This window comes from Synechococcus sp. JA-3-3Ab (assembly GCF_000013205.1).
GTDB lineage: Bacteria > Cyanobacteriota > Cyanobacteriia > Thermostichales > Thermostichaceae > Thermostichus.
Map to the genome: position 1 here is coordinate 181913 of NC_007775.1, position 26378 is coordinate 208290.

Consider the following 26378-nt stretch of genomic DNA (forward strand, 5'->3'; position numbering starts at 1 on the left):
AGGGACAGGCGCAGCCACTTGGATTAGTCGCGGTGGCCGGTGACGATAAAGGCTACTCGCTGACCGATGTTGGTGCAGTGGTCGGCCAGACGCTCTAGGTAGCGGATCGCCAGCAACATCAACAGGATAGGCTCGATCGATCCCTTGATGTCAGACTGCTGCGCCAACGTATTGTAAAGGTTGGTGTAGTCTTCATCAACGGCGTCGTCTTCCCGCTTCAGTTGTCGGCCCAGCTCGGCATCCAACTCCGTCAGGGCGGCCAGGCTGTGGCTGAGCATTTTCTGGCAGCGCTGCATCGTCAGGCGAATGCGGCCCAGCTCCGGGGGCGGCGGGTACATGACCAAGCGCAGGGCCACTTCGGCCAAATCTTTGGCGTAGTCGCCAATCCGCTCCAGATCGCGTACCAGTTGCATCAGGGTACTGATCCAGCGCAGATCCCGCGCCACCGGGGAGCGCAAGGCAATCAAATTAATACAGTCTTTCTCGATTTGGCGATAAAAGCGGTCAATTTGCTTGTCTTGGGCGATCACCTGTTCGGCGGCGGCCAAGTTCTGTTCAAACAGGGCCTGCTGGGCCAAGACCACCGACTTTTCCACCAGCGCCCCCATGCGCAGCACGTCCTGCTGTACCCGTTTGATGTGAAGTTGTAGCTCGGCTTGCCCCATGGCTTTCTCCCATGAATGTGGGCAGGGGGGAAATGTCTGCAGTCGTTTTGGATCACCAGAGCCAGTTGATCTCAATCATGGCAAACTTCGCCTGGAATAGAGGCAGGGAAGATGGCCAACTTGGGGGAAGATGAAAATAGCGGTTGCCCTTTGAGGGGGATTCGTCTGTCTGGAGTTCTCGGGTTGCTTTGTCATTGAGACGGTCTCATGGCTCTCCCCCCTATCGTTGTGTTGGACGATGATCCCACCGGATCCCAAACCGTTCACAGTTGCTTGCTCCTCACCCGCTGGGATCCGCAAACACTCAAGCTAGGGCTGCAGGATAGCTCGCCGATTCGCTTTATCCTCACCAACACCCGATCCCTGCCAGCGGCGGAGGCTGCCGAGGTGACGCGGTCGGTCTGCCGGGCCCTGAAGCAGGCCATGGGAGAGCTGGGGTGGGAGCGGGCCCTTTTTATCAGCCGCTCCGACTCGACGCTGCGCGGGCACTATCCCTTGGAGACGGATGTGATGGCGGCGGAGCTGGGGCCCTTTGATGCCCACTTCCTGGTGCCAGCCTTTTTTGAAGGGGGGCGCATCACCCGCAACAGTGTCCACTACCTACGGGTGGGGGAGCGCTGGGTGCCGGTGCATGAGACGGAGTTTGCCCGCGATGGGGTGTTTGGCTACCACCACAGCTATTTGCCTGAGTATGTGCAGGAGAAAACCCAAGGGCGGATCCGGGCCGAGCAGGTGGTGCGACTGACCCTGGAGCAGATCCGCGCCGGCTGTCTGGAGCGGCTTTTGAGGCTGGAGGGGAATGTCTGCTGTGTGGTGGATGGAGAAACCCAGGCGGATCTGGATCGTTTTGCCCAGGATGTCTGGGCGGCTCTGGAGCAGGGGAAGCGCTTTTTGTTTCGCAGCGCCGCCAGCCTCTTGACGGCTTTGGCCCAGTTGCCGCCACAGCCGGTTCTGCCAGAGCAGATGGGGCGGTTTGTCCGCTCCGACCGGCCAGGGGTGGTGATTGTGGGATCCCATGTGCAAAAGTCCAGCCAGCAGTTGGCTCGGCTGTTGCAGGAGCCAGGGATCCAGGGCATCGAGGTGGAGGTAAAGCGCCTGTTGGAAGCGGGGAGGGAAGCGGAGCTGCTGCCGGCCCTCTTGAGCCAAGTCCAGCGCGCCTACGAGCAGGGCCTGACGCCGGTGGTCTACACCAGCCGAGAAGAAGTGCGCTTTGAGGGCGCTGCCCCAGAGGCACGCCTGGCCTTTGGGCAGAGAGTTTCCCGCCTGTTGATGGCCATTGTGCAGGGGCTGCCGGAAGGGATCGGCTATCTCGTTAGCAAGGGCGGCATTACCTCCAACAACATCCTCAGCGTTGGCCTCAACCTGCCAGCGGTGCGGCTGCTGGGGCAGATCTACCCAGGGATCTCCATGGTGCTCACGCCGGCGGATCACCCCCGCTTTCCCAACCTGCCGGTGGTGCTGTTTCCGGGCAACGTGGGCGAGGCGGATACGTTGGTTTTAATCCACCGTCGCCTCCACAGCCGCGGGCTAGTCTAGCCTGGAGGAAATCACCATGGCTGAACTCATCTCCCCCCCTGAAGCTCTGCCTGCCTTGGAGGCCTGGTGGGGATCCCTGCGGCAGGGGCCAACGGTGTTGCCTCCGGCGGTGGTGCACCGCTGTTCTGAGCGCCTGGGCAGCCGGGATGCCGATGTGGTGATTGCCGGCGGCACCCTGGGGATTCTCTTGGGGGCGGCTTTGGCCCGGCGAGGCTGGCGGGTGATCCTGATCGAGCGCGGCATCTTGCGGGGGCGGGAGCAGGAGTGGAACACCTCGCGGCAGGAGCTGCAGGTGTTGTTAGAACTGGAGCTGCTCACCCCGACAGAGTGGGAGGCAATCCAGGTGACCCACTACCCCAGTGGGCGCATTGGCTTTGGGGAGGGTCCCACCTGGTGGGTGGAAGGGGTGCTGAATGTGGGCGTGGATCCGGTCGGCTTGCTGGAGTTCCTCAAGCAGCATTTCCTAGACTGGGGGGGCCAGGTGCGGGAGCAGACCGGGTTTCTCAGCGCCACGGTCCACCCCGATGGGATCCGCATCCAGACCACCGCCGGCCAGCTCAGCGCCCAACTCCTGGTGGATGCCATGGGGCACCGCTCCCCCATCGTGGCCCAGGCCCGCCAAGGGCAGCCGCCGGACAGCGTCTGTCTGGTGGTGGGATCCTGTGCCCAGGGGCTGCCCGACCAACCCACTGGGGATCTGTTCTACAGCTTTACCCCCGCCCAGAACGGCTACCAGCCCTTTTGGGAAGCTTTCCCCGCCCGCGATGGGCGCACCACCTACTTGTTTACCTACTGCGACCGGGATCCCCGCCGACCCAGTCTGGAGAGGCTGTGGCAGGACTACTGCCGGCTGCTCCCTGCCTACCAGGGGGCCGAGCTGGCGCAGATCCGCTGGGTGCGCAAGCTGGGTGGCGTTTTCCCCGCCTACCGCCGCAGCCCGCTGCAACTGCCCGGGGATCGCCTCTTGGCAGTGGGAGACAGCAGCGGCAGCCAGTCGCCCTTGAGCTTTGGCGGCTTTGGGGCGATGTTGCGCCACCTGGATCGCCTGCAACAGGGGATCCACGAGGCCCTGGCGCAGCGGCAGCTCGACCGGGCGGCCCTGGCCCTGCTGCAGCCCTACCAGCCCAATTTGGCGGTGACCTGGCTGTTTCAGAAGGCGATGATCCCCCCTTTGGCGGAGAAAAACTGGGATCCCAACAGCATTAACCGCTTGTTGAGCAGAGTGTTTGAGGCCATGATGGCCGCCGGCCCCCAGGTGGTGCAGCCCTTTTTGCAGGATGTGGTGCAGTTGGGCGGCTTGGCCCAAGCGCTGTGGGGCGTGATGAGGCGGGATCCGGCACTGGTGGCCGCGCTCCTGCCTCGGCTGGGGCTGCCGGAGCTGCTGGCATGGGCGGGCCACTTCGGCGCCCTCGGCCTCTACGAGCTTTTGCAAAGGCTAGCTGACCGCCCAGAAGCAACCCCGCAAGACTACTTTTGGAAGCGGCGGCGCGAGGCCTGGCGCTACGGCTGCGGCCGGGATCACCTCTCCTAGGTGTTCTGGCCGTACACCACCACCCCATAGGGCGGTATCTCAACGGGCTCCCCTTGGTTTTTTGCCGGCAGGGAGGATCCCTGGTCGCCGCTATCTAGAAGCTTCTGCCAACTGCCGCCGGGCCATTGGGCGTAGGTGACCACCTGGTCGGGGCTGAAGTTCAACAGGGCCAGGACAGCTTGGGATCCCTGGTGGCGGTGCAGGGCCAGGCCAGTTTGGGCAAACAGCTCCACCTCCACCGAGTTCCGCTCCAGGTTTTGCAGCGGCGCCAGGGTCTTGCGCAAGTGAATGAGGGTTTGGTACCACCGCCGCAAGACCTGGTGATGGCCGGCGTGGCCCAGTTCCCAGTTGAGCTTCGAGTGCAAGAAAGTCTCTTCCGCTTGGGGATCCGGCACCTCCCCTTGCCAGGCAAAGGCGCTGAACTCGCGGCGGCGTCCTTGGCGCACCGCTTCCACCAGGTCGGGATCCCCGTGGCTGACGAAGTAGAGAAAGGGGGCCACCTCCCCATACTCTTCCCCCATAAACAGCAGCGGCAACATAGGAGCTAGCAGCAGGGCAGCGGCGGCCAACTTGAGACCTTCAAAAGAAGTCAGCTGGCTGAGGCGCTCTCCCAGCCTGCGGTTGCCCACCTGGTCGTGGTTTTGGATGCAGATTACAAACTGGGATCCCGGCCTGCCGATGGCGGAATTGCCGTGGCGCCTGCCGCGGTAGGGGGAGTACTGGCCGGAATAGACGTAGCTTTCGCGGTAGGCCTTGGCCAGGTGCTCCAATTGGCCAAAGTCTTGGTAGTAGCCTGTCTTTTCCCCGGTCAGCAGGGTGTGAACCGAGTGATGGAAGTCGTCGCACCACTGGGCGTCTAGCCCGTAGCCCCCTTGCCTGCGGGGGGTGATGAGGCGGACGTCGTTGAGGTCGCTTTCAGCTACAAGCACCCTGGGCCAGCCCGTGCGCGCTTCTAGGGCATCTACCCGCTCCGCCAATTCTTGCAAAAAAGGGTGGGCGCTGAAGTCGTAGATGGCGTGCACCGCGTCCAGCCGCAGGCCGTCCAGGTGAAACTCCTCTAGCCAGTACTCGGCATTTTGCAGGAAAAACTCCCGCACGCCGTCGGAGGAGCGGTCGTCGAAGTTGAGGGCCTCTCCCCAAGGAGTGCGGTACTTGTCGGTGAAGTAGGGGCCAAAGTCCCGCAGGTAGTTCCCCTCCGGCCCCAGGTGGTTGTAGACCACATCCAAGACGACAGCCAGGCCCTGCTGATGGCAGGCGTTCACCAACGCTTTCAGGCCCGCTGCTCCCCCATAGCTAGTCTGCACGGCATAGGGATAGACGCCGTCATAGCCCCAGTTGCGCTCCCCCGGAAACTGGGCCACCGGCATCAGCTCCAGCACGTTGACCCCCAGCTCCACCAGGTGCGGCAGGCGAGGGATCAGGGCGGCAAAGGTGCCCTCTGGGGTAAAGGTGCCTACATGGAGCTCGTAGAGGATCCACTGGGAGAGCGGGATCCCCCGCCAGCCCTGATCCTGCCAGTCGAAGTGGGGATCCACCACCCGCGATGGGCCGTGGACGCCGTAGGGCTGGCAGCGGGAAGCGGGATCTGGCCGCTCCACCACCCCCGCTGCGGTGTGCAGACGGTAGAGGTAGTCCACCGGCCCCGGCGGGATCCCCTCCACCTCCGCCTGCCAATAGCCCTGCTCCTCCTGCTTGAGAGGGATAACCTGTTGGACAGGGCTGATTATCTTCAGCTCCACTTGTTCGACTAAGGGCGCCCATACCGAGAAGCGATAGCGGCCCTGCCCCAAGGGATAGGCGCCCATCCGTCCGAGCGGAGGAGAAGTCTGAAGCACGAAACCTGTCTGCACAACTTGGCTTCTACTATAGCGCCTTGCTCCCCTACACAAAAGGATAGCTTGGTAGCCCCGTACTTTAGTACGGGGCGGAAAAGCCCTTGAGCAACTTTAGTTGCTTCTTTTAGCTAGTACAGAGCTTCTCCAGGAAAACGACCTACTGCGGTGCAAAACCCGCGCGGCAATAACTAACCTGGAGGAACTTAAGTCCGAAGTAAGCAGAACTTTGAGGTTATGCCTCAAAGAACTGTCTAGGGGTGTGTTGAAAGCGCCTTCGCGAGTCCATTTTGAGCTGCGTAAGAATCCCCTGGGTGGGAGTGTCAAAGAACCTAAACTCTCCTGCTTCCCCTGCTGAGAAGGAGCCAGCCAGGCAAGAGGGCACCTGGCTCAAAAGAACCCTAGGGGAAGTTGCACCTGCAAACCCCCTCGGCGGATTCCCTTCTGGATGCAGGCGTGCTCAGCGCTATTCGGCGCTCCGCCCCCTTTCCTCCCTTGCCGAAGAGGTTTGCCGGCGAGAAACTGGTGCTGGAAGTTAAGGTGTTGAGCGGATCCCTGAAGGCTAGCCTCGTTGGGGATCCGAAAAACTAAGCCGAACCCTGGTTTGGCTACCTTGTATAGCCACAAGCCAAGTTCAGACTACTGAGAATTGCCTAGGCCATGGACTTACGGCGGTTGCGCCGCATGGCTACCGCTTTGCGCTTGCGCTTTTCCAGGTTGGTTTCAAAGTGGCGATGGTTGCGCAGATCCCGCAGAATGCCCGCCTTGGAGACCTGGCGCTTGAAGCGGCGCAGCGCCGATTCGATCCCTTCGTTTTCGCCAATCGTCACTTGAGTCATAAAGAAGCTATCTCCTCCGTCGATGAGTAGAACGAAAGCACAATCGGGATCCCTATCCTAAACCATCTCCGCCCTGCTGCTGACGGTTACAGGGCGCGGCTGCCAAAGTTGAGGCCCGAAACCGCCTCACCCTCTCTCAAATTTACGACAAACGAGGCCGTTGTTCCGGTGGAAGGCGGCGGAGAAGGCGTTGGCGCTGGGCTGGGGGCGCTGCCGATTACGGATTGTACAAAACCCACAAAGCTGGACACTCGCGTGTACACCCCGTAGAAATTGGGCTGGGCGCAACCTTGGCCAAAACTAGCAATCCCGGCTAGGGCAAAGCCACTGCTGGTAGGAACAACCAAGGGCCCACCGCTATCACCCTTGCAAGTATCCACACCCCCTTGAGGAAAGCCAGCGCAGAGCATGGTTTCCAAAATGGCGCCGTTGTAAGACTGGGGAGCATTGCACACCTCGTTGCTGACGAGGGGAACTTCGGCCTGCTGTAGAGCCCTGGGAAAGCCGCTGGGTTCTTGATCCAGGGCGCTGGGGAAGGTGGCTCCCCAGCCGAGGATGGTGGCGAGAGTACCAGGGGCTGTCAGGTTGGTTTGGTTGGGCTGCACCAGCGGCAGGGTAGGCAGGGCCACTGGCCGAGAGAGGCGCACCAGGGCAATGTCATTCCCCCCCTCTGTCCCTCGTCGGGGGTCGTAGTTGGGGTGGATAACAATTTGCGCAGCCTGAATTCGCTGGCCGGCACCGATTTGCAAGACGGTGGTACCCAACAGCAGATCCAGACTTTGGACATCCACGTCCGGCTCGCCTCGAGGGTCGAAAAAGCAGTGGGCGGCGGTAAGCACCCACTCCGGGGCAATCAGGGATCCCCCGCAAAACTGCGCCTGAAAAGGATCCGGTTCAGTCGCGTCTAGCAAGGCCACCATCCAGGGAAAGGCTCCCGGCTGAGCCGGCCTACCACCGACAATCCGCCCCGCTCCTGGGCGCGGCGTGGTGAACACTCGCCCTGGAGGCAAGATGGCAGTAACCCGGTAGGTGCCGGGGGACAAGTTGGAGAAACGAAAGTTGCCGTTGGCATCGCTGACAGTGCTGGGTTCCCCTGGATCGAGGCGTCCATTGCTGTTCAAGTCCAGAAAGGTGGTGATGCCCGGCAGCCCTGGTTCCCCTGGATCCCACAGACCATTGCCGTTGAGATCGTCGAAATGGGATCCCTCGATGCGTCCTGCAGGAGGGGCCGGGAGCGGCGGCAGGGGGCGACCGGAATTCCCTCCGCCACAGGCGCTGAGGCCCAGAGCCAGCCACAGCCCCACCACAGGAGACCAGGAGCGAGACTTTGAGGGATGGGCCATGCTCAGCTTCTCCGGGACGAGGAAGGGAGGTAGCGTCCGAGGGCGAGGGGCTGGGAGAGAGCCCGCAGTTCCTCAGCCGGCTTTGCCGACCAAGGATATCGTACCAGCGAAGCCCCTCGCGTGCGGAGAGAGGAAAACGTGATGCGGCGCTCGGATCCCCTCAGTTGCCCAAAACCCCAGGCTCCGGCGCGCGGATGCACAGCTTGCCTCTTTCCGCCTCTGGAAGTGGGCTGTAAAACCAGGTTGGGAGGGTGTGTGGCAGATGAATATCGCGGTCTTGGGGTTCAAAGGAGGTGTGGGCAAAACCACCACGGCGGTACACCTGGCCCTCTACCTTCAACAACGGTGCGCAGCCCAGGCAGGTACACCCCAGGTGTCGCTGCTGCTCGACGCCGATCCCAATCGCTCTGCTTCTCGCTGGGCAGAACGCGGCTCTCCCTTTCCTGTCTAAAGTGGTGGCCGGGGATCCCACCACGCCCACGCCCACGAGCTTTCAGCATACGCTGATCGACACCCCCGCCCGCCCCACCCCCGAACAGTTGAGCCTGCTGGCGGAGCGGTGTGAAGTATTGCTTTTGCCCTGTTCTCCAGATGCCCTGGCCCTGGATGCTCTGATGCTGACTGTTAACGCCCTGAACCGTTTGGGGGCAAAACACTGCAAAGTTTTGCTGACGCTGGTTCCCCCCTGGCCCAACCGGGATGGGGCCGAGGCCCGCAGCTTTCTCCAACAGGCCGGGATCCCGCTCTGCCACCATTCGATTCGCCGCACGGTGGCCTTTCAGCAGGCTGCCCTGGAGGGAGTCTGTGTCAACGAGATCCCGGATCCCAGAGCCAAGCAAGCCTGGTCAGACTACGTTGCGGTGGGAGAGGAAATCCTGTCATGAGCAAGTTTAAGCGCCTGCTCGACCGACAGCCAGAGGGGATCCCGGCTCGCCCTGCCCCCAAAAAACTGAGCACCCAAGCCTACAAGATCCCTGAGCCGCCGGAAGCAGGCGCCAAGCCCAACAGCTCTGAGTACGTCAAGCTGACGGCCTACATTTCCAAAGAGACGCACCGAGCTGTGAAGCGCCTCCTGCTGGAATCGGATCAAGACCTCTCGGAGTTGATCGAGGCTCTGCTCGCCCAGTGGCTGCGCTCTCAATCGGCTAAGGCCTGGCCCTCGGAGGATCCCTTGTCATCGAGAGGGCTGGCCTCAGGTGGAGCAGACCAGCCCAGATAGGAATAAGATGAGGGCGGGAGGCAGGCCTACCCCTCTGCGAGGTGGAGCGCTAGGGCACAATGCGCCGTAAGGGCAGCGGTTTTTTTGCGCTCCTTCTCCTCAAGTTGATTAAATTGACTGGTGCAAAAGGGATCCCTTATGCAAGCCATCACTCTGCTCGGCTCCACCGGCTCCATTGGCACCCAAACTCTGGATTTGGTGGCCCAGTATCCAGAGCGTTTTCGGGTTGTCGGCTTGACCAGCTACAGCAATGTTACCCTCCTGGCAGAACAGGTGTGGCGGTTTCGGCCCCAGATTGTGGCCATCGGTCGGGAGGAGCTGCTGCCGGAGCTGCGATCCCTGCTGACCGGGATGCGGCCGCTGCCGGAGCTGGTGGCGGGAACGGAGGGGCTGTGTCAGGTGGCGGCCCACCCGGCGGCCCAGCGGGTGGTGACCGGGATCGTTGGCTGTGCCGGCCTCTTGCCCACCTTGGCCGCTATCCGCGCCGGCAAAGACATTGCCCTGGCCAACAAAGAAACCCTGGTGGCAGGCGGCCCGGTGGTGCTGCCCCTGGTACGAGAGTACGGCGTCAAGCTCATCCCGGTGGACTCGGAGCATTCGGCCATCTTTCAATGCCTACAGGGGGTGCCGCCGGGATCCCTGCGCAGGATCTTGTTGACGGCTTCCGGGGGAGCTTTTCGGGATTGGCCTGCCGAAAAACTAGATCAGGTCACCTTGGCCGACGCCCTCAAACACCCCAACTGGGTGATGGGGCGCAAGATCACCATCGACTCGGCCACCCTGATGAACAAGGGCCTGGAGGTGATCGAGGCCCACTGGCTGTTTGGTTTGGATTATGACCGGATCGAGGTCCTCATCCACCCCCAGAGCATTGTCCACTCCTTGATCGAGCTGGCAGATACTTCTGTTCTGGCCCAGTTGGGCTGGCCGGATATGCACCTGCCCATCCTCTATGGCCTCAGTTGGCCGGAGCGCTTAGCCACCCCTTGGGATCCCCTCGATTTGGTCAAGCTGGGATCCCTCACTTTTAAGGCTCCGGATCACCGCAAGTACCCTTGCCTACAACTGGCTTATGCTGCTGGACAGGCAGGAGGAACCCTGCCGGCAGTGTTGAATGCCGCCAACGAAGCGGCGGTGGCCCTCTTCCTACAGGAGCGCATCCGCTTTTTGGACATCCCTCGCCTTTTGGAGCAGGTGTGCGAGCGGCACCAGGTCATCCCTGCCCCCAGCCTGGAGGACATTCTGGAAGTGGATGCCTGGGCGCGGCAACAGGTGGAGCTGCTGGCGCAGCAGGCCCCGGCCCAAGTTCTGGCCTGATCCCTACCGGGGGGATCCGGCACAGCGCTAGAGTGGGAAAAGGCTTGAGGAGCACCTGAGTGGCGGGATCCCATCTCCGACAACTGGCCCATTATCTGCGCCCCTATCGCCGGCAGGTGGCGCTGGGCATTGGATCCCTGCTGGTGGTAAACGGCCTGGGGGTGTTCCTGCCCTGGTACGTCAAGCTGGCCATCGACGATCTCAGCCAGAACTTGGCCGCCCTGTCGCCGCAGCGCATTGCACTTTACGCCCTGACGGTGTTGATCGTCTCCAGCCTGATGATGGGCATTCGCATTGCCTCGCGGGTGTGGATGTTTGGCGTGGGGCGGCAGGTGGAGTTCCGCCTCAAGCAGGCCATCTTCGAGCATTTGCTGACGCTGCAGCCTTCCTACTTTGCCCAGCAGACGCTTGGGGATATCCTCACCCGCATCACCAGCGATGTGGAAAATGTCCGCCGCCTGTTGGGCTTTGCCCTGCTCAACTCGACCAACACAATCTTTGCCTACGGCACCACCTTGCCGGCCATGTTTGGCATTGAGCCGCGTCTGAGCGCCCTGGCCCTATCGGTGTTTCCGGTGATGCTGGTGCTGGTGAAGTTGAGCAGCTCCCGTCTGCAGCAGGAGCAGCTCCAGGTGCAGCAGGAGCTGGCGGATCTAAGCGATCTCATCCAGGAGGACATGAACGGCATTGCCCTGATCAAGGTGTATGCCCAGGAAGAGCACGAGCAGAGGGAGTTTCGCCGCCGCAACGAGCGGCTGCTGCAGGCCAATTTGCGCCTGGCCCTCACCCGCAACCTGCTTTTTCCTTCCCTGGTGGCCTTGGTCAGCCTGAGCCTGCTGCTGCTGCTGGCGGTGGGCGGACCCCAGATTGCCGCCGGGACGCTGACGATTGGGGATTTTTCTGCCCTCACCCTCTACGTGGAACGGCTGGTGTTTCCCACCACTCTGCTGGGCTTTACCATCACTGCCTACCAGCGGGGCCAGGTCAGCCTGGAGCGGATTGACGCCTTGCTGCGGGTAGAGCCCACCATCCGCGATGCTCCCCAGGCTCTACCCCTACCTCTGGAACAGGTGCAGGGGCGTATCGAGGCCAGGGGCCTGACTTTTGCCTATGCCGACACAGGATCCGCAACGCCGGCGCTGCAGGATCTGCACTTTTGCGTCGAGCCGGGCCAATTGGTGGCGGTGGTGGGGCCGATTGGGGCGGGCAAATCCACCCTGGCCAATGCCCTTCCTCGCCTGCTGGAGATCCAGCCGGGGCAACTGTTTTTGGATGGGCAGGACATCACCCAGCTCCAACTGGGATCCCTGCGGCGGGCCATTGCCTACGTGCCCCAGGAGAGCTTTCTGTTCAGCGCCACGGTTCGGGACAACATCCGCTACGGCAAGCCGGATGCCGAAGACTGGGAGGTGGAATGGGCCGCCAAGGCCGCCCACATCCACGCCGAGATCCTCACCTTTCCCAAGGGCTACGACACTCTGGTGGGAGAGCGGGGCATCACCCTTTCTGGCGGCCAGCGGCAGCGGGTGGCCTTGGCCCGGGCTTTACTGGTGGATGCTCCCATCTTGATCCTGGATGACTCTCTCTCCAGCGTGGACAATCAGACGGCTCAGGCCATTCTCCGCCACCTGCGCCAGGCCAGGGCCCAGAAAACGGCGATCTTCATTACCCATCGCCTCACGGCGGCGGCGGAGGCGGATCAGATCTGGGTCATGGACAAGGGCCGCATCGTGCAGAAGGGATCCCATGCCCAGTTGCTGGCAGATCCCCAGGGGCTCTACGCCCGTCTCTGGGCCAAGCAGAAGCTGGAAGAGGCCCTGGCCTAGGTTTTCTCGGGGAGAGATCTGGCGGATCTATGGCCAGGAAGCCGGCTGAGCGGATACCGTAGGCGGCAAAGCATTGGGGTGAGAGGTGACATGGAGACTGCCGGGATCGTTGGCGTTAGCGGTGCGGAGCCTTCTCTAGGCCAATTGCTCAACCAAGCCGGGATCCAACCCCAGGTGGTTCAGGGATCCCTAGAGGGCGTGCAGGTCAGGGGTCTGTGTGCCGATTCGCGCCAGGTGCAGGCTGGGGATCTCTTCTTGGGCATGCCGGGATCCCGCGTTGACGGCGGCGAGTTTGTCCGCGAGGCGCTCACCCGAGGAGCCGTGGCGGCCCTTATTGCCCAGGAGGCTTGGGAGAAAGTTAGCGGAGAGGCTGGAGGAGGCAGTCAGCCCATTCTGGTTTTGCCCCGCAGCGGCATCAACAGGGCCCTGGCCCAGGTGGCGGCGGCCTTCTACGGCTTTCCCGCCCGCCAGCTTACCCTGGTGGGAGTTACCGGCACCAACGGCAAGACCACCACCACCCATCTCATCGAGCATCTGCTGCAGGCCGCCGGTCGCCCCACTGCTTTGCTGGGCACCCTCTACAACCGCTGGCCTGGGCACTGTGAAGTAGCCCCCCACACCACCCTGTTTCCGCTGGAGCTGCAGCGCAGCCTGAGACAAGCCAAAGAAGCCGGGGCGGAGGTGGCGGTGATGGAGGTCAGCTCCCATGCCTTGGCCCAGGATCGGGCCTGGGGGTGTAGCTTTGCCGCTGCCGTCTGGACCAACCTCACCCAGGATCACCTGGATTTCCACGGCAGCATGGAAAACTACTGGCAGGCCAAGGCCACCCTCTTCCAGCCGGAGTACTTGCAGGGGCGGGCGGTGGTCAACGCCGACGACGAGGGGGGACGGCGGCTGCTTGAGACCATCCCAGCCTCTCTGGAGCCCTGGGCCTATTCCCTGCAGCCCCTGGAAGGGATCCCTGCCCTCTGGCCCGGCGACGTTCAAGTTCACCCCAACGGCCTGCAGGCCACCCTGCACACCCCTCTGGGCACCTTGGCCGTGGCAGCGCCCCTGGTGGGATCCTTCAACCTGGCCAACCTGCTGGCGGCGGTGGGGGTGGCGCTGCACCTGGGGATCCCCCTTGAGCTCATCCAGGCGGCCCTGCCCCATTTTCCCGGGGTGCCGGGGCGGATGGAGCGGGTAACCTTGCCGGGGCAGGACATCACGGTAATCGTGGACTATGCCCACACCCCCGATGGGCTGGAGAACTTGCTCAAGGCCCTGCGCCCGCAAGTGCAAGGCCGGCTGATCTGCGTCTTTGGCTGTGGCGGGGATCGGGATCGGGGCAAACGCCCACAGATGGGCCGCATTGCCGCCACCTGGGCCGACCGGGTGGTGGTGACCTCGGATAACCCCCGCACCGAGGATCCACAGCAGATCTTGCAGGATATCCTGGCCGGGATCCCTGGATCCCCCTGGGCGGTGGAGGTGGATCGGCGCCAAGCCATCCGCCTGGCCATCCTAGAGGCCCAGCCGGGCGATACGGTGGTGATTGCCGGCAAAGGCCACGAGGACTACCAGATCCTGGGCAGGGAGAAAATCCACTTCGACGACCGAGAAGAAGCCCGTGCCGCCCTCGCCCTACGCCTCTGCTCCCCTCTCCCTTTGGGAGAGGGGCTGGGGGTGAGGGGCGGCTAACGCGAGCGGTTTTGCAGCATCAGCTCGACAAACTCCCGAAAGAGGTGGTCGGCATCGTGGGGGCCGGGGCTGGCTTCCGGGTGGTACTGCACCGAAAAGAGGGGCAACTGGCGGTGGCGGATCCCGGCCACGGTGCGGTCATTGAGGTTGAGGTAGCTGATCGCCACCCCATCCCCAGGGAGCGAAGCGGCCTCCACCGCAAAGCCGTGGTTTTGGCTGGTGATCTCCACTTCCTTCTCCAGCCCACAGGGGTGGTTGAGGCCGCGGTGGCCGAACTTGAGCTTGTAGGTGGATCCGCCCAGGGCCAGGCTGAGGATCTGGTGGCCTAGGCAGATGCCGAACATCGGCTTCCCGCTCTGCAGCAGCGCCTGGGTGGTGCGGATGGCCGTCGTCTCTGCCGCCGGATCCCCCGGCCCGTTGGAGAGGAGGATCCCGTCGGGGTTGTAACTCAAAATCTCCTCGGGGCTGGCGTGGGCCGGCAACACCATCACCCGGCAGCCGTAGCGGGCCAGGCGGCGCAAGATGTTGCGCTTGATGCCAAAATCCAGCGCCACCACCCGCAAGGGGGGATCCGGAATCGGGATCCCTTGGCTGCGGCCATAGTCCCAGTCGGCGGGGGTGGGCTCCAGCCACTCGTAGGGCTTAGGGGTTGTTACCTCTGCCACCAGGCTCAGCCCCTGCATGGAAGGGGCCTGGCGCACCCGCTCCAGCAACGCCTGCGGATCCAGGATCTCCGTCGAGATGGCCCCATTCATCACCCCCTGGGAGCGCAGCCGCCGCGTCAGGGCCCGCGTGTCCACCCCAGCAATGCCCGGGATCCCGTGCCCTTTTAGATATTCAGGCAGGGTTCCTGTGGCCCGCCAGGAGCTGGCCAGGCGCGACACGTTGCGGGCGATGATCCCGGCGGCCTGGGGCCGGGCCGACTCCTGATCCAGCTCGTTGATCCCGGTGTTCCCCAACTCCGGGCAGGTGAACGTGATCAACTGCCCCCGATAGCTTGGATCGGTAATCACCTCCTGGTAGCCGGTCATGCCCGTGTTGAACACCACCTCCCCCACCGCCGTGCCTGGCGCCCCAAACGACCAGCCGGGGAAGGCGGTGCCATCGGCCAGCACCAACAGAGCCGGCTGCCGAGCGTGCCAGGGGAAGACTTTTTCCGGAGCTTCAAGAGTTGAGGAGACCATAACCTGTGAACCTAGACAACCCCCCTCTCCCAAAGGGAGAGGGGCTGGGGGTGAGGGCAATGGACCGGGATCGGCAGCCTGCCTATCCTACCCCAACTAGACCTCCTCCGGCTCGTTGGCCACGTTGCCACACTCGGGGTTGTTGTCCTTGCGCAGGGTGCCGATCAACGTGCTCACCACCACGCAGCGGTTCTCGCCTTGGGAGTAGGTGCTGCTGACTACAAAGCGCCCCAACTGACGCGCCCGCCCCTCCGAGTCGAAAACGGCCCTTCCGCCGTTGAAGGTATTGCTGACAGTAACAAAATTATTCAGGCGCACCCACTGGCAAGGGGTGGGCTCATCGCAAAGGCCCTCCTCGTCCTGGATCACCAGCGTGGGGACATTGGGATCTGAGTTATCGATCCCGACCACCCAAGCGCGGCCCTGGAGAGAGGCTCTGGCGTTGGTGCGGGCGGTGCGCAGGGCTCGCTCCACCTTGTTTTGCGCGTCCTCCAGTTGGATGCGCGCCCAGATGTTGATCCCGGAGGGGACGGCCAGCCCGGCCAGAATGCCGATAATAACCACCACCGCCAGGACTTCTACCAGCGTAAAGCCCAGGGATCGAAGCGGCTGAGCTCGGCCAATTGTTTTTTTCTCCAAGGCCAACATACTGGACATTCCCCCTAGGAGAGCTGACGGTTGATAACGCCGCGGGCAAGAACCAGTGTTTGCATTGGCAGCAAGTAGCGCGACACCTCTGAGATATCGACGCTGGTGGCATTTCGGATGTAGCGACGGAAAAGGCCAGGGTTGGCCCGCTCCATGGCCGTGGCGGTGATGTTGATGATCACATCCTGCGGTCGGTCAGCGCCGACGCTTTGCCGCACGCAGACATAGAAGCCCACGTCGTTTTGGTTATCTTCCAGCTCTGGGAAGGTGACGCCGTTGGGCCTGCCGCCACCAAAGGCATAGCCCTGCGGGCAAGCGGGCGCAACCTGCGGACTTCCCTCTCGGCTGCTGAAGATGTTGGAGACTAGAGTTGTCAGGCGGGGGCCATCTGTCCTGCCGGCAATCGGGATCTGGCGTGCTCGGGCCTGCTCGGAAGGCCAAGCGAGAAAACCATCTCGGAAAGGATCGGGATCTTCGACAAAGAACGGGCTGCGCCCGGCGCAGTCGTTGTTCCCCTGCCTTGCAAAAGGTCTCAGCTCAAAACGCTCGATCCGCGCGTTGCCTTCCCAAGGGGTTGTCGAACCATCCGCCAAGTTGCCGGCGTTGTTGTAGTTGCGGCGCAGGTAATACACCACCAAGGTGTAGATGCCGCGGCGGCTGAGCAGCGTTTCCCAATCCGCATTTCTGCCGTTCTGGTCGCGCGGGAACCCATCAGGTGGTTGGTTGGGCAATCTAGCACGGCCTTCGCGAATCTGTTGCAAGGTGGGGTTGCCCGCGTAGCATCCCTGCGGGATCGGCTCCAGCTTCCAAAAGGCGACAACCGGGATAGCGCCCGCGGGTTGGCGGATCCAGCCGGGGGTGTAAAGCCGCTGGATAACATCCGGGATCCCGTCTCCATTGGGTTGTTCGGTGTCGTTGTAAATGTAGAGAGCCTCCGCCAGATCCTGCTGGATATATTCCATGGCTTGGGTCAGCTCCGCCTGCACCTGGGTGCGCCCTGTCTCCTCCCGATCCAGCCGCATCGTCTCGACGACGATCATCCCTGTGGCCAGGAGAAAGATGGAGGCAATCAGCAGCGAGACCAACAACTCAATGAGGGTAAACCCTCTGCTGGCTCGGCGGCGAAAACTCTTGAAAACCATAGGGAAACACCCCCATCTTCTCAACAGGTTTTGCGGGAAGGAACTTAGGCTCTACCTCACGGTGCAACAGGATTAACAGGCAGGGGGAAAGCCCGGCACCTCTCGACGGGATCCTCACCTCTGGCGATGGCTATCTGCCGGCAAACATCTCCCAAGTTGGCGGCGGGGTTGACTTCTACAAACGAGGCGGCCATGGGAAAGAGCCAGACATCGGCATTGGCCAAGTTCTGGTTGGCCGAAACCACCTCCGCCCTCAAGCCAGGCAGCGCTCGGCGAGTGTTTGGATCAAAAGAAAAGCGGTGGTAAACCCTCACACCCATGAGAAAGCTGCAGGGCACTCCCGCGATGATCTCATTTTGGCGCCGGTCGATGCAGGGTGCCCCCTCGTCGCGGAAGGTTTGGATGACGTACTCTTCCGGATTCCGCCCCGGCACTTGAACTTGGGCCAGGCGAAGAGAATACCTGTCTCTGTGCATGTAGTTGCCGGCATTTGCATCGGCGGGCATTTCGTCAGGGGGTGGGGTGTCTGCCAGCGGGTCGGCTCCTACCATAGGCAGTTGGGCCAACCGAACTGGATCCTGAAAAGCCCTTGGAGCAGCAGCCAGCTCGATATCCACCAGGGTGCGGATGCGATCCACCTCCTCCTGGGCCAGGCGATTGGCCAGCTCCACCCGCTCGCTCATGGCCCGCCGGTAGGCAACTAAGGTAAGGGCAGGGGCAAGAGCAGCCATGGCCAGGGCCACGAGGACGACCGAAGCCAAGACTTCAATGAGGGTGAAACCCTCCGCTTGGTGTTGCTGCCAAAGCCGCCACTTGTTCATGGATCCCTCCCTGCTTTGCCCCTACCTTGAATCTACCCCTGGCCGAACGGGTTGATATCAGTTGAACTCATTGCAGCCGCCAATCTGGGCAGACGGATCCAACGGCACATCCGGCTGGTTCTGAAGCTCGCAGCGCAGCCGCCGCACATACGGATCCTGTGGATCCAGCTCGCGCAAGAACTCGGTGCGCGTGTTGGAGGGGAATTGGAAGCGGGACGACACAGGGCCGGGGCGGCGGGCAATTTGCAAGCCCACGTCATAGCCGAAGCGGCGGTTGGGTGGGTAGTAGTAGTCGAAGCCCCGCACAAAGGTTGGATCGTCTACCAGAGCGGGTGGCTCAAAGCTGTGCTGCAGGAAGGGGCCGGTAGCATAGGTGCTGTAGTTGAGCTGGATCATCGAGCCGCTGAAGAAGAGGTTGGTATTTCTCCACAGCTCGTTGAGCCGCAGGAAGTTATGCATGCCGCCGGCAGTTTGATGCAGCCGCGAGGGCAGGGTACCGCTGATGGCAGTGGCGTTCACCCGCGTTTCCCTAGCTGGCTGCAGTTGATGGTTGTTTTCGCCAGTGTCGTTGCGGCGGCGCTGGTTTACATCCGCTGAGGCCAGCTCTTGGAAGCCGGGAATGGGAATAGGCCGGCGGGTTACTTCATCCAGGATCACCCCTAGCACTGGGTTGTCCCCAGCAAAGCCAGTGGTGGGCTTGTTCAGGTCCAGGGTGAAGGGCTCCACATCCACCCACTTCAAGTCGTCATTACTGCCACCTGCGCCACCGTTGAAGTCAATTTGCACCTGGATGGTGCTGCCGTTGGGCTTGACGTAGAAGCACAGGCCATTGCGGATATCTTCACTCCCTTTGTGGTCGATGTAGTAGCCGTCCGCGTACTTGGATGCGGGGGTGTAACCCTGCGCCGCAGCATTTTTGTTGACGCGGGCGTAGGGGTTGAGCGCCATCTGGGGCTGGATCTCTAGCCCTGGCTTGTTGGGATCCAAATCAAACCCAAACAGCGGATCCCGATCCAAAACGTTCGTCGGCTCGCCTGGATCCCAAGCGCCATTGCCGTTGAGATCCTCAAAGGTGGGATCAGCACCTCCGATGGTGCGCAACGTGCTGGGGCGGCTGGCACCGGTGTAGGCGGTGTACTTGAAGCGGTCGTTGAAGTTGGGGCGAAACACCCCCGGTACCCAGAAGCCACCGTCGGTGGGAGTGACCTTTTCTTCTGAGTCACAGCGAACAGTTCCATTGGGATTGAGCAATCGCCGCCGCAGTTGCCGCGCCCAGTCGTCGGTGCCTAGGCTAAGAGTTCCGGAAATCGGAGAAGCACCACTCTCGGCAGGGCGAATGCCGGGTTCTTTGCTGGGGTTGGCGATCTGGCTGGAGAGCAAATTGCCTCTCAGTCCGGCGCGGGCAGCATAGGCCGGTTCGCCAAACATCCAATTGAAGGCCGCCTGCAGAGCCTCGGCAGGGTTGGGCCACTTGGGCGGCTTGGGCACTCCCGCCTTCACCTCCAGCACCGGCGAGAGCTGCGGCTGCAGAGCAATGGTTACGCCCTCGGCAGGAGCCGCAGCCACCGTATTCACGCTGATGGTCTCCGGCTCCGGATCCGCTTGGATTTCCCAGACGGGGCGCAGATCCACCGTGTTGGGCTTGGCTGCCATCCACTCGCCCAAGGGGCTCTTGGAACGAGTTTCTGGGGCAAAGGTGCTCGACCCGCAAGGCCGACCTTGACAGGTCAAAGATTGTGTCTGCGTTGCAGTGCGCGAGCAGGTGGGGCTGCTGGTGCTGTCGATGAGGGTGCCCGTCCGGGTTTGGGTAAAGGTTTTGGTTGTGCCGCAGGCGATTTGGTCGATGACCTCATCGCAACTGGCCGGCGTCCAAGGCCCCCAGTTGTAGTTGCAGGTCTGCCGGCAGTCGACCGTCTGGGATTGCGTCTCGGTGTAGCTGGTTCCGCAAACTGCCACTGTGCAGGTGCGGCGGCGAGTTTGGGTGACTCTGGTGCCACCGTTGGCCACCGTACACTCAGGAGTCCATTCAGACCAAGCACCGCAGGTACCCCTCGGTTGGCAGGTAACCCGTCGAGGTGTTGGTGGCTGGCCTGGGCAGCCAGCAGGCAACGTTGCTGTTTGGTCAATGGTTACAGGCTGACAGATATTGGTCGGGCAGGGGGGATTCCAGATGGGATCGCAGGTCTTGCAATGCGCCTGGTTAGACTCAAGAGCCTTCTGAGGATCCGGCTGGCATGGCTTGTTGACCGGCGGCAGCGGCTTTAGGTAGCGCAGGTCGTAGTCTTCCCACTCGCTGCCATCGCGGGTAGCAAAGCGCAGCCGGGCGTTGCCAGTGTTTTCATAGGTTTGAATTTCTATCAAGTAGGGCGAGTCCTGGGAGGGATCCGCGCACTCCAGCTCCAATCGCAGGGCAACCTCGTTGGCGCGGCCATCTTGCCAGGCTTCGGCCCCTGCTGCGTTTGGCCCTAGGTTGAGGGGAGTTCCGTTCCAAACTCCGCGGTTCTCGAAAGTGGCATCGGAGCCGTCCCGCCGGCGAATGATCAGCCGCACACCATCATCGCCCTCGAAAATGCGGTAGGTCTGCAAGCCCGGCCAACGGGGATACAGCTCCCCTACCCAGCGCACCACGAAAAAGTCGTTGCCGTTGTTGTTGCCAGTCGGCCCTGCCCCACTTCTACGCCGCCAGCAGGAGCGCAGGAAGTTGAAGTGACCCGGGAAGTTGAGATCATCTGCGTCGGTCAGCAGATTCGTAAAGCCATTGTTGCCATCTGGCTCTCCGCAACTAGGCATCCAGAACCAGTCGCCGCGATCCCGTCGATCGGGGCTGACAGGCGGCACCGACAAGCGGCAAAGGGGCTGCAGGATGTCAACCAATGTGCCATTGCATTCGGGGGGATTATTGTACAGCCGCTGCTTGAAAGGCGAGTTGGAGTCTAGCGTTGTGCTGTTGCCGAAAAAGTACTGGAAGCCTCCCCACCAGGGAAAATCGCCGCCGCTGCGGGCAAAGCGGCCAAGGGGCCCTGAGTTGCTCGGGTCATTGATAGCATCGCGCACGCAGGCCCAGCGTTGGTTGGTGTTGGCGCTGCCCAGGTTGTCCTTGGGGGGGCAAGTGTGAGTACTGCTGGTAAAGCCGTTGTTAAACCGACCGAGGGCGTCAGGCACTCCTTGCGCCGGGAATACCGGATCGGGCCAGCGCACTGCCCGCAGGTAGGGCAGGTTGTCCCTTTGAGCCTCTTCGGCCAGGGGGCCTACGGCTCCGGTGTCCCCAAACCCTGTGTCGCGTTTGTACCGGTTCTGCGGGCTGGTCAGCCAGCCGTTGTAGTACTCGGCCAGCAACCCAGAGCCGCCGGGATCCGGGCAGGGTCCCAGCGGAGCCACCAGCACCCAGCGGGAGGTATCCAGCACCGGGTTGCCCAAAGCCGAAATGCGGGTGCCGAAGTTGGCATAGCCCACATCGGGTGCCCGCAAGGGCCGCACTGCCGGCACGCCACCGCCCGCCGTTCTGTCATCGTTATTGGGATCCGAATCGGCGTTGTTGAAGGGAGCCAGAATGGTGTCGCGGGCAAACACATCCGGCCAACCCGGTTGGTTGGTATTGTCGCCCAGGTTCTGGGCCCCGTTCGTGTTGTCGAAGCGCAGGACACCAGCACCATCTCTGTCGGGATCCGGAGCCGGCCAGTTGTTGCCGCGGATCACCAGCGCTTGGTTGAGGAAGGAGGTGTTGAATCCCAGGTTATCCCTGTCGTTCTCACCCCTGAGACAGCCGTAGTAATCCCACCGCCGAGGGGCTGATGCCCGCCCACCGTTGTAGTCCTGCCCGGGGTCGTAGTTAACGCCGCCGCCATTGAGGGTGCCATCCTGGACAAAGGCATCGTCGATGCTGCCATCGCAGAAATCGGCAGAGAGGATGTTCACCGCGTCGCCCAAGACCTCGCTGGGCCGCCAGAGATCCTCCGCCGCCCGGGCAAAGCGCCGGTCTTCCCGGTTTTCATTGGGTCCGGATCGCAGCCGCCCGTAGAAGTTTCTGTAGAGGCCAGTTTGCGGGTCGAACTCAAGGAGGGTGGTGAACTCCTCTAGCCGTCTCCCGTCCCTTGTCTGATGCAGGTTGAAGTCTCCTTGGATGTAGACGGGGTTATCAGAAACAAAGGAGAGACCAAAGACAGCTTCATCGAGGTTAAACCCGCCGCGGGCCAGCCTTGCTCCATTGCGCAGCCGGAAGCCGTAGGGCCGCCGATCCGGATCGGCATAGTAGTCCACCGGTTTGGGGCTGAGTCCACCTGGATCGGAAACAGGGGGATCCCAGACCGTTTGGCCATTGGCCGTGCCGCGACCCGGCTGGCCGGCGTTCATAATACCGGCGCTGCCCAAGTCACCGCTGGCATAGTCACTGCTGGCATTTCTGTTGCGCCAGCTGGTTAGGTAGCTATCAAAAGTGCCCAAGGGCGGGCGGGCAATGGCATCCTCCCGTACCGCATCTTCCCGGAAGGCGTAGAAAATGCCACCCTCGCGGCCTTCTTGCACACCGGCAGGCAGCCAAGTATCTCGCCAAGTATCTCCGTTGATCAACCCGTTGGCCTGTCCGTTGACGTTGTTGGTCAGCAGGGCCAGGTCGATGTTGAGGGTCCGCACCGCCATTGCCTCGCGGCCATCGTAAAAGACAGAATCTTTAAAGGGCACGCGGTAGCACTGGTTGCCAATCCGAATGAGATCAAATTGGTTGCTATTGGGGCCAGCAGCAGTGCAATTGGCTGGGGCATAGGGCAAAGCCCAGTTGCCAATTCCAGAACGGGGCTCCAGAGCAACCTCGTTTAAGTTGGTTACAGCCTGATAGCTGACTGTGCTCGGAAGGAAGGAGTAAGCGCTGCGCCGCTCCGTTTCCAGGGTATCCGTCTGGTTGAAACTGGTGGTCGGGAAGATGTAGCGCAGCGGCAGATAAAACCGATTGGCCGCCTCTCGGTTCCCAGCTCGGCTGGCTTGAATGTCGTTCCAGAGGGTTTGAGCCGCTGGATCCCCGGCATTGGCGGCCGCCTCAATGCGGAGCATGTTGTCGGCCAGCATGCCCAACATGCAGCCTGCCGTTTGCAGTGTCGATTGATCCGCCAAGCTGAGGTTTGTCGGGTTTTCAATGATTCGCCGCAGCTCCGAGAAGTTGCCAAAAGCCGTAATAAACGGATCCGGGTGAATGCGGCCCGCTTGTTGCTTGGGTGGATAGGCCCCGTCAGGATCGCCGGCAAAATTGGCCAGGTTGGTGAGGGCCGTCCACAAGGAGGTGCCCGGAGCTAGCCGAGCCTGCATCGGGGTTGGGTCATACTCCCAAACGTTGGTGCCCTCTCCAGTAAAGAAGTTGATGCCCAGTTGAGTACGCTGGTCGCCGGTAGGGAAGGTGGAAGCCCGCTGCAAGCTCCAGGGAGAGCCGGGGTGGGCTACCGTGGCCAGGCAAGCAATGGGGAAGCGCCCATCTCGGTGGCTGTAGTGGTAAACGGCTGTAGCCTGCACCGCCGCTGGGTTATCTCGCAGGGTTAGCCGTTGCCGCGCCTCGTTGCTGATGAAAATGGCCTGTAACTTGGTGGGATCGTTGGGATCCCCAGGCAGCACCAAAGGCAAAGGCAAAGAATCGGTGCGGGTTAGCTCCAGCCGCTGGCCCACGATCACCCGCAGACCTTCCACACGGGCCCGCCGCTCCCAATAGCCATCCAAGCCCACCTCGGAAAGGGCGCCTGGGGGTGGGTTGTCCTCGGTTAGAGATTCCCCCTGGTTGTTCCTGGCATCGGGAGGAATGGGATCACCGGCCTTAGCACGATACCTTTGCGCAAAGGTGTCCACGTCGCAGCCTCTCTGCGGGTCAGGAGTTACAGGCGGACGGTCGTAGCTGGCTTTGGGGCCAAAGCGGTTGTCAGCCCGATAGACATCGTCTACATAGGGAGGGCAGACCTGGTCGGCACCAGCCTGAAAACCACCGGCCTTGATCCGCCCAGGGCTGCGAGGGTTCTTGGCGTTGAGAGGAGATTTTGCCCATTCTCCTGCATCTTGCTGGTAATTCCCTCGGGGGCGGATGCGGCCAAAAAGGTGCAGCTCCAGCGGATCCAGGGCCACACTTTCCGGCTCTACCCCGTTTTGCACCGAGTCAGAGTTCAGGTTGTTTAGCTTAGGAGGCGGCTCGTTGGGCGGCACATCCGCCACGCCAGGGTGGGCATCGAAACTGAGAGAGTCGCTCACCCGCTGGCCGGCGTAGCCAATGGCTCCTGCCACCAGCTCCCCGAAGGCCGTAATCTCCGAGTTATCTGCAGGCATGTAGAAGCAGGATTCCTGGGAGCTGATCAGGAAAGCCCGGAACAAGTTGTTGGGGGCATAGCGGAAAAAGAGGCTGCCGCCGGCGTAGATGGCGCCGTTCCAGTTGTAGCCGGGGGTGAAAAAGAACTCTACATCGCCGCGGCTAAAGATCCCCCACTTGTTGAGCAGATCGCGCTTGCGATCCTGCTGGAATTGCAAAGCCGAGATGGCGCGGGTGGTGGAGTCGGCCCCTTGAATGGGCAAGGTGACCGCGAAGACCTGGAAAGGCTTGTACAGCGCCGATCCCACCTGGAACCAGTCTCCCACGTTGGGGTTGATCGTCTGCTGAAGGGGGTTATCGTTGCAGCCAGCCAAGGCCGAGCCCTGCAGGGGGCCACTGCGGATCATCAGGCGCCGCGCCCGCTCCGTATCCGTTAGCCGGCTGTCCTCAAAGTCCCTGCCGCCGGCCCGACGGGTGTTGAGAATGGTGTAGGCAGTTACGGAGTCGTCGACGCCGTTGTTGTCGGTGTCCACCAAAAACCACCAGGCCGGCGCCCGCACCGGCACGGGCAGGGTTTGCCCGGGGTTGTTGGGATCCTCTACCTCGATGTTGGTTGTAATTACGAACTGGGTTTCATCGGGGAGGATGTAGGGATCGTTCTCATCCCGCGGGATCAGCTCTCCCGCCCCATCGTTAATCAAAGCCTCAACCAATTGGGCATCGGTGGGGTTGCTTGCGGGCAGGCGGGGATCGCGTATCAGGTAGTCGATCTTGGCCCGTGCCCGGTCGATGGCGGCGTTCAGTTGCCGGCTAACCGTCTGCCCCGCCCGTTCCACCTGGGTTTGGATGTTGCGCTGGGTGGAGCGGGTCAGCAGGCCCACCGTGACCAAGCTCAACACCAGCACAATTAAGATGGCGACCGGCAGCACAAAGCCGCGCTCGCGGATCCTGCGCCGATCCACCGGGATCTTCAGAGAGCTGAGCAGGCGCAGGGCAAGTTTGAGCAACAGCGGGGAAGGAGCAGACATGGCTGTATCCCGGAGTAGGCGAGTGCCAAGATAGCAACAGTATGCAAGGGATCCCGAGTCTCAGACATCCCCACGGGTGGGGGGAAGGGACAGCCTGCTCTTTTCAGGATTCCCAAGCTTTTACAAAATCCCCAGTTGCTGCGCCTTGAGCAGGGCGGTGACACGGTCGCTAGCATCCAGCTTGCGGTAGGCGGCGCTGGCGTACTCTTTGACGGTTTCGATGCTCAGGCCCAGACGGCGGGCGATCTGTTTGTTGGCCAAGCCCTCTTTCATCAGTTGCAGCACACACAGCTCGCGGGGGGTGAGCTTGGGCAGCTCCTGTCGGGCAGGCAGCCAGTCTCGTTCGGGGTTGGACAAAATCTGACGGATGACGCGGGCCAATTCCGCCGGGTCGGTCTCTTTGGAAAGGTAGCCTTTGGCCCCGGCGCGGCGGGCTGCCTCAATCAGACCCGGCTCCTGAAAGGTGGTCATCATCACCACCACCACCGGCAGGCCCAGCTCGACAATCTGCTGGCAGGCCAGGATCCCGTCTCCATCCGGCATGCGCACATCCAAAAGGGCCACCTCGACGGGGCAACGGCGGCAGTACTCAACGGCCTGGGATCCCGTCTCGGCTTCGGCCACCACCTCAAATCCTTGCGCTTGCAGGGCAAACTTTAGCCCCAGCCGAAACAGGGGATGGTCGTCGGCAATCAGAACCCGGACAGGGGAACTCATGGCAGGGGATCCCGGCCTATGAGAGGGCTAAGCTTAATCTGCCCAAAAGAGGGAGCTAGCCCTCACCCCCAGCCCCTCTCCCTCAGGGACAGGGGAGCTAGTTTTTCACAAAGACCATGCCGCGGGCGCCGGGGTTCAGGGTGGGATCCAGTTGGGTTTGGGCGTTGTAGAGGGCGCCTGTCAGATCGGCTGCTTCCAAAAAAGCGCCGCGCAGGTCGGCCCCGCGCAGATCGGCCTGGCGCAGGTTGGCTCCTGTGAGGTCGGCACCGACGAGGACGGCCCCGCGCAAGTCGGCGCCGCTGAGGTTGGCCACCTGCAGGTTGGCGCCGGTGAGATTGGTCTGCTGCAGGTTGGTCTGGCTGAGATCGGCTTCCCACAGAAAGGCCCCGCCCTGATCCGAGCCGCGCAAGTTGGCGCCGCGCAAATCGGCCAAGTTGAGGATCGCCTGAGAGAGGTCGGCAGCTTGCAGGTTGGCCTGCCTGAGGATGGCTTCTTTCAGGTTGGCGCCGCTCAAATCCACTCCCGGCAGCTCGGCTCCCGTCAGATCGCAGGCGGGGCAATCTTTGCTGGGGGCAACAACCTGGGATCGGCCCAGTTGGGCATCCAGCTCCAGTTGGGCAAAAACAGGAAGTGCCGCGATCCCGACCACCCCGCCGAGGAGACCGACCCAGCACTGGGACCATGCCATTTTTTTCACGGGGATCCCTCCTGGCTGACCCTCACCCCCGGCCCCTCTCCCAGAGGGAGAGGGGAGCTGGAGATCAACCTAGAACTATAGC

General features: G+C 62.2%; 20 protein-coding genes. 9 read left to right on the forward strand and 11 right to left on the reverse strand.

The features are described from left to right. Positions 1 to 23 precede the first annotated feature (23 nt). The gene (gene phoU, locus CYA_RS00865; protein ID WP_011429099.1) at positions 24 to 665 is read right to left on the reverse strand and encodes a phosphate signaling complex protein PhoU; all 642 of its coding nucleotides are present in this window, start codon (positions 663 to 665) and stop codon (positions 24 to 26) included. Positions 666 to 872: 207 nt separating this feature from the next. Between phoU and CYA_RS00870 the strand changes: the two genes are divergently transcribed. Together CYA_RS00870 and CYA_RS00875 are read left to right on the forward strand one after the other, a co-directional pair. Further along, complete coding sequence (locus CYA_RS00870) at positions 873 to 2201, forward strand: four-carbon acid sugar kinase family protein (RefSeq protein WP_011429100.1); 1329 nt, start codon at positions 873 to 875, stop codon at positions 2199 to 2201. 16 nt (positions 2202 to 2217) lie between these two features. Next, the gene (locus tag CYA_RS00875; RefSeq protein ID WP_011429101.1) at positions 2218 to 3732 is read left to right on the forward strand and encodes an oxidoreductase FAD-binding; all 1515 of its coding nucleotides are present in this window, start codon (positions 2218 to 2220) and stop codon (positions 3730 to 3732) included. Here CYA_RS00875 and treZ read toward each other — a convergent pair. Continuing rightward, positions 3729 to 5537: a malto-oligosyltrehalose trehalohydrolase gene (gene treZ, locus CYA_RS00880; protein ID WP_011429102.1), complete on the reverse strand. Its 1809-nt coding sequence runs from the start codon at positions 5535 to 5537 to the stop codon at positions 3729 to 3731. The two genes, CYA_RS00875 and treZ, sit on opposite strands and share 4 nt — an antisense overlap. Positions 5538 to 5975: 438 nt before the next feature. On the opposite strand from treZ, the gene CYA_RS00885 reads away from it, so the two are divergent. Further along, positions 5976 to 6155, forward strand: coding sequence for a hypothetical protein (locus CYA_RS00885; RefSeq protein WP_011429104.1), 180 nt, complete (start codon positions 5976 to 5978; stop codon positions 6153 to 6155). 62 nt (positions 6156 to 6217) lie between these two features. Here the strand turns inward: CYA_RS00885 and rpsU are convergent, their stop codons facing one another. Together rpsU and CYA_RS00895 are read right to left on the reverse strand one after the other, a co-directional pair. Continuing rightward, positions 6218 to 6403 carry a 30S ribosomal protein S21 gene (rpsU, locus tag CYA_RS00890; protein ID WP_011429105.1) on the reverse strand — a complete coding sequence of 62 codons (186 nt, stop codon included), beginning with the start codon at positions 6401 to 6403 and terminating at the stop codon, positions 6218 to 6220. Positions 6404 to 6489: 86 nt separating this feature from the next. After that, positions 6490 to 7746, reverse strand: coding sequence for a trypsin-like serine protease (locus tag CYA_RS00895; RefSeq protein ID WP_011429106.1), 1257 nt, complete (start codon positions 7744 to 7746; stop codon positions 6490 to 6492). A 262-nt stretch (positions 7747 to 8008) separates the two neighbouring features. Between CYA_RS00895 and CYA_RS15170 the strand changes: the two genes are divergently transcribed. The 6 genes from CYA_RS15170 (at position 8009) to CYA_RS00920 (ending at position 13788) form a co-directional block, all read left to right on the forward strand. Then, the gene (locus tag CYA_RS15170) at positions 8009 to 8197 is read left to right on the forward strand and encodes a ParA family protein (RefSeq protein ID WP_168175280.1); all 189 of its coding nucleotides are present in this window, start codon (positions 8009 to 8011) and stop codon (positions 8195 to 8197) included. A gap of 4 nt (positions 8198 to 8201) precedes the next feature. Further along, positions 8202 to 8630, forward strand: a complete 429-nt coding sequence (locus CYA_RS00900; RefSeq protein WP_168175279.1) for a ParA family protein — start codon at positions 8202 to 8204, stop codon at positions 8628 to 8630. Then, positions 8627 to 8965: a hypothetical protein gene (locus tag CYA_RS00905; protein ID WP_011429107.1), complete on the forward strand. Its 339-nt coding sequence runs from the start codon at positions 8627 to 8629 to the stop codon at positions 8963 to 8965. Before CYA_RS00900 ends, CYA_RS00905 begins: the two co-directional genes overlap by 4 nt. Positions 8966 to 9103: 138 nt before the next feature. After that, positions 9104 to 10282: a 1-deoxy-D-xylulose-5-phosphate reductoisomerase gene (locus tag CYA_RS00910; protein ID WP_011429108.1), complete on the forward strand. Its 1179-nt coding sequence runs from the start codon at positions 9104 to 9106 to the stop codon at positions 10280 to 10282. 59 nt (positions 10283 to 10341) lie between these two features. Then, complete coding sequence (locus CYA_RS00915; RefSeq protein WP_011429109.1) at positions 10342 to 12108, forward strand: ABC transporter ATP-binding protein; 1767 nt, start codon at positions 10342 to 10344, stop codon at positions 12106 to 12108. Between the two features lie 90 nt (positions 12109 to 12198). Then, positions 12199 to 13788: a UDP-N-acetylmuramoyl-L-alanyl-D-glutamate--2,6-diaminopimelate ligase gene (locus CYA_RS00920; RefSeq protein ID WP_011429110.1), complete on the forward strand. Its 1590-nt coding sequence runs from the start codon at positions 12199 to 12201 to the stop codon at positions 13786 to 13788. On the opposite strand, the gene carA is transcribed toward CYA_RS00920, so the two are convergent. The 7 genes from carA to CYA_RS00955 all read right to left on the reverse strand — a co-directional run bounded on the left by carA (position 13785) and on the right by CYA_RS00955 (position 26287). After that, complete coding sequence (gene carA, locus CYA_RS00925; protein WP_011429111.1) at positions 13785 to 14972, reverse strand: glutamine-hydrolyzing carbamoyl-phosphate synthase small subunit; 1188 nt, start codon at positions 14970 to 14972, stop codon at positions 13785 to 13787. The two genes, CYA_RS00920 and carA, sit on opposite strands and share 4 nt — an antisense overlap. A gap of 96 nt (positions 14973 to 15068) precedes the next feature. Then, complete coding sequence (locus tag CYA_RS13655) at positions 15069 to 15620, reverse strand: GspH/FimT family pseudopilin (RefSeq protein ID WP_011429112.1); 552 nt, start codon at positions 15618 to 15620, stop codon at positions 15069 to 15071. Between the two features lie 14 nt (positions 15621 to 15634). Beyond that, positions 15635 to 16762: a PulJ/GspJ family protein gene (locus CYA_RS00935; RefSeq protein WP_011429113.1), complete on the reverse strand. Its 1128-nt coding sequence runs from the start codon at positions 16760 to 16762 to the stop codon at positions 15635 to 15637. 56 nt (positions 16763 to 16818) lie between these two features. Further along, on the reverse strand, positions 16819 to 17583 hold the full coding sequence (locus tag CYA_RS00940) for a prepilin-type N-terminal cleavage/methylation domain-containing protein (RefSeq protein WP_011429114.1): 765 nt from the start codon (positions 17581 to 17583) through the stop codon (positions 16819 to 16821). A 57-nt stretch (positions 17584 to 17640) separates the two neighbouring features. Further along, positions 17641 to 24882 carry a hormogonium polysaccharide biosynthesis protein HpsA gene (gene hpsA / locus CYA_RS00945; RefSeq protein WP_011429115.1) on the reverse strand — a complete coding sequence of 2414 codons (7242 nt, stop codon included), beginning with the start codon at positions 24880 to 24882 and terminating at the stop codon, positions 17641 to 17643. A gap of 120 nt (positions 24883 to 25002) precedes the next feature. Beyond that, entirely contained in the window at positions 25003 to 25599 is a 597-nt protein-coding gene (locus tag CYA_RS00950) for a response regulator transcription factor (protein ID WP_011429116.1), read from the reverse strand. A 97-nt stretch (positions 25600 to 25696) separates the two neighbouring features. Continuing rightward, complete coding sequence (locus tag CYA_RS00955) at positions 25697 to 26287, reverse strand: pentapeptide repeat-containing protein (protein ID WP_011429117.1); 591 nt, start codon at positions 26285 to 26287, stop codon at positions 25697 to 25699. Positions 26288 to 26378 lie beyond the last annotated feature (91 nt).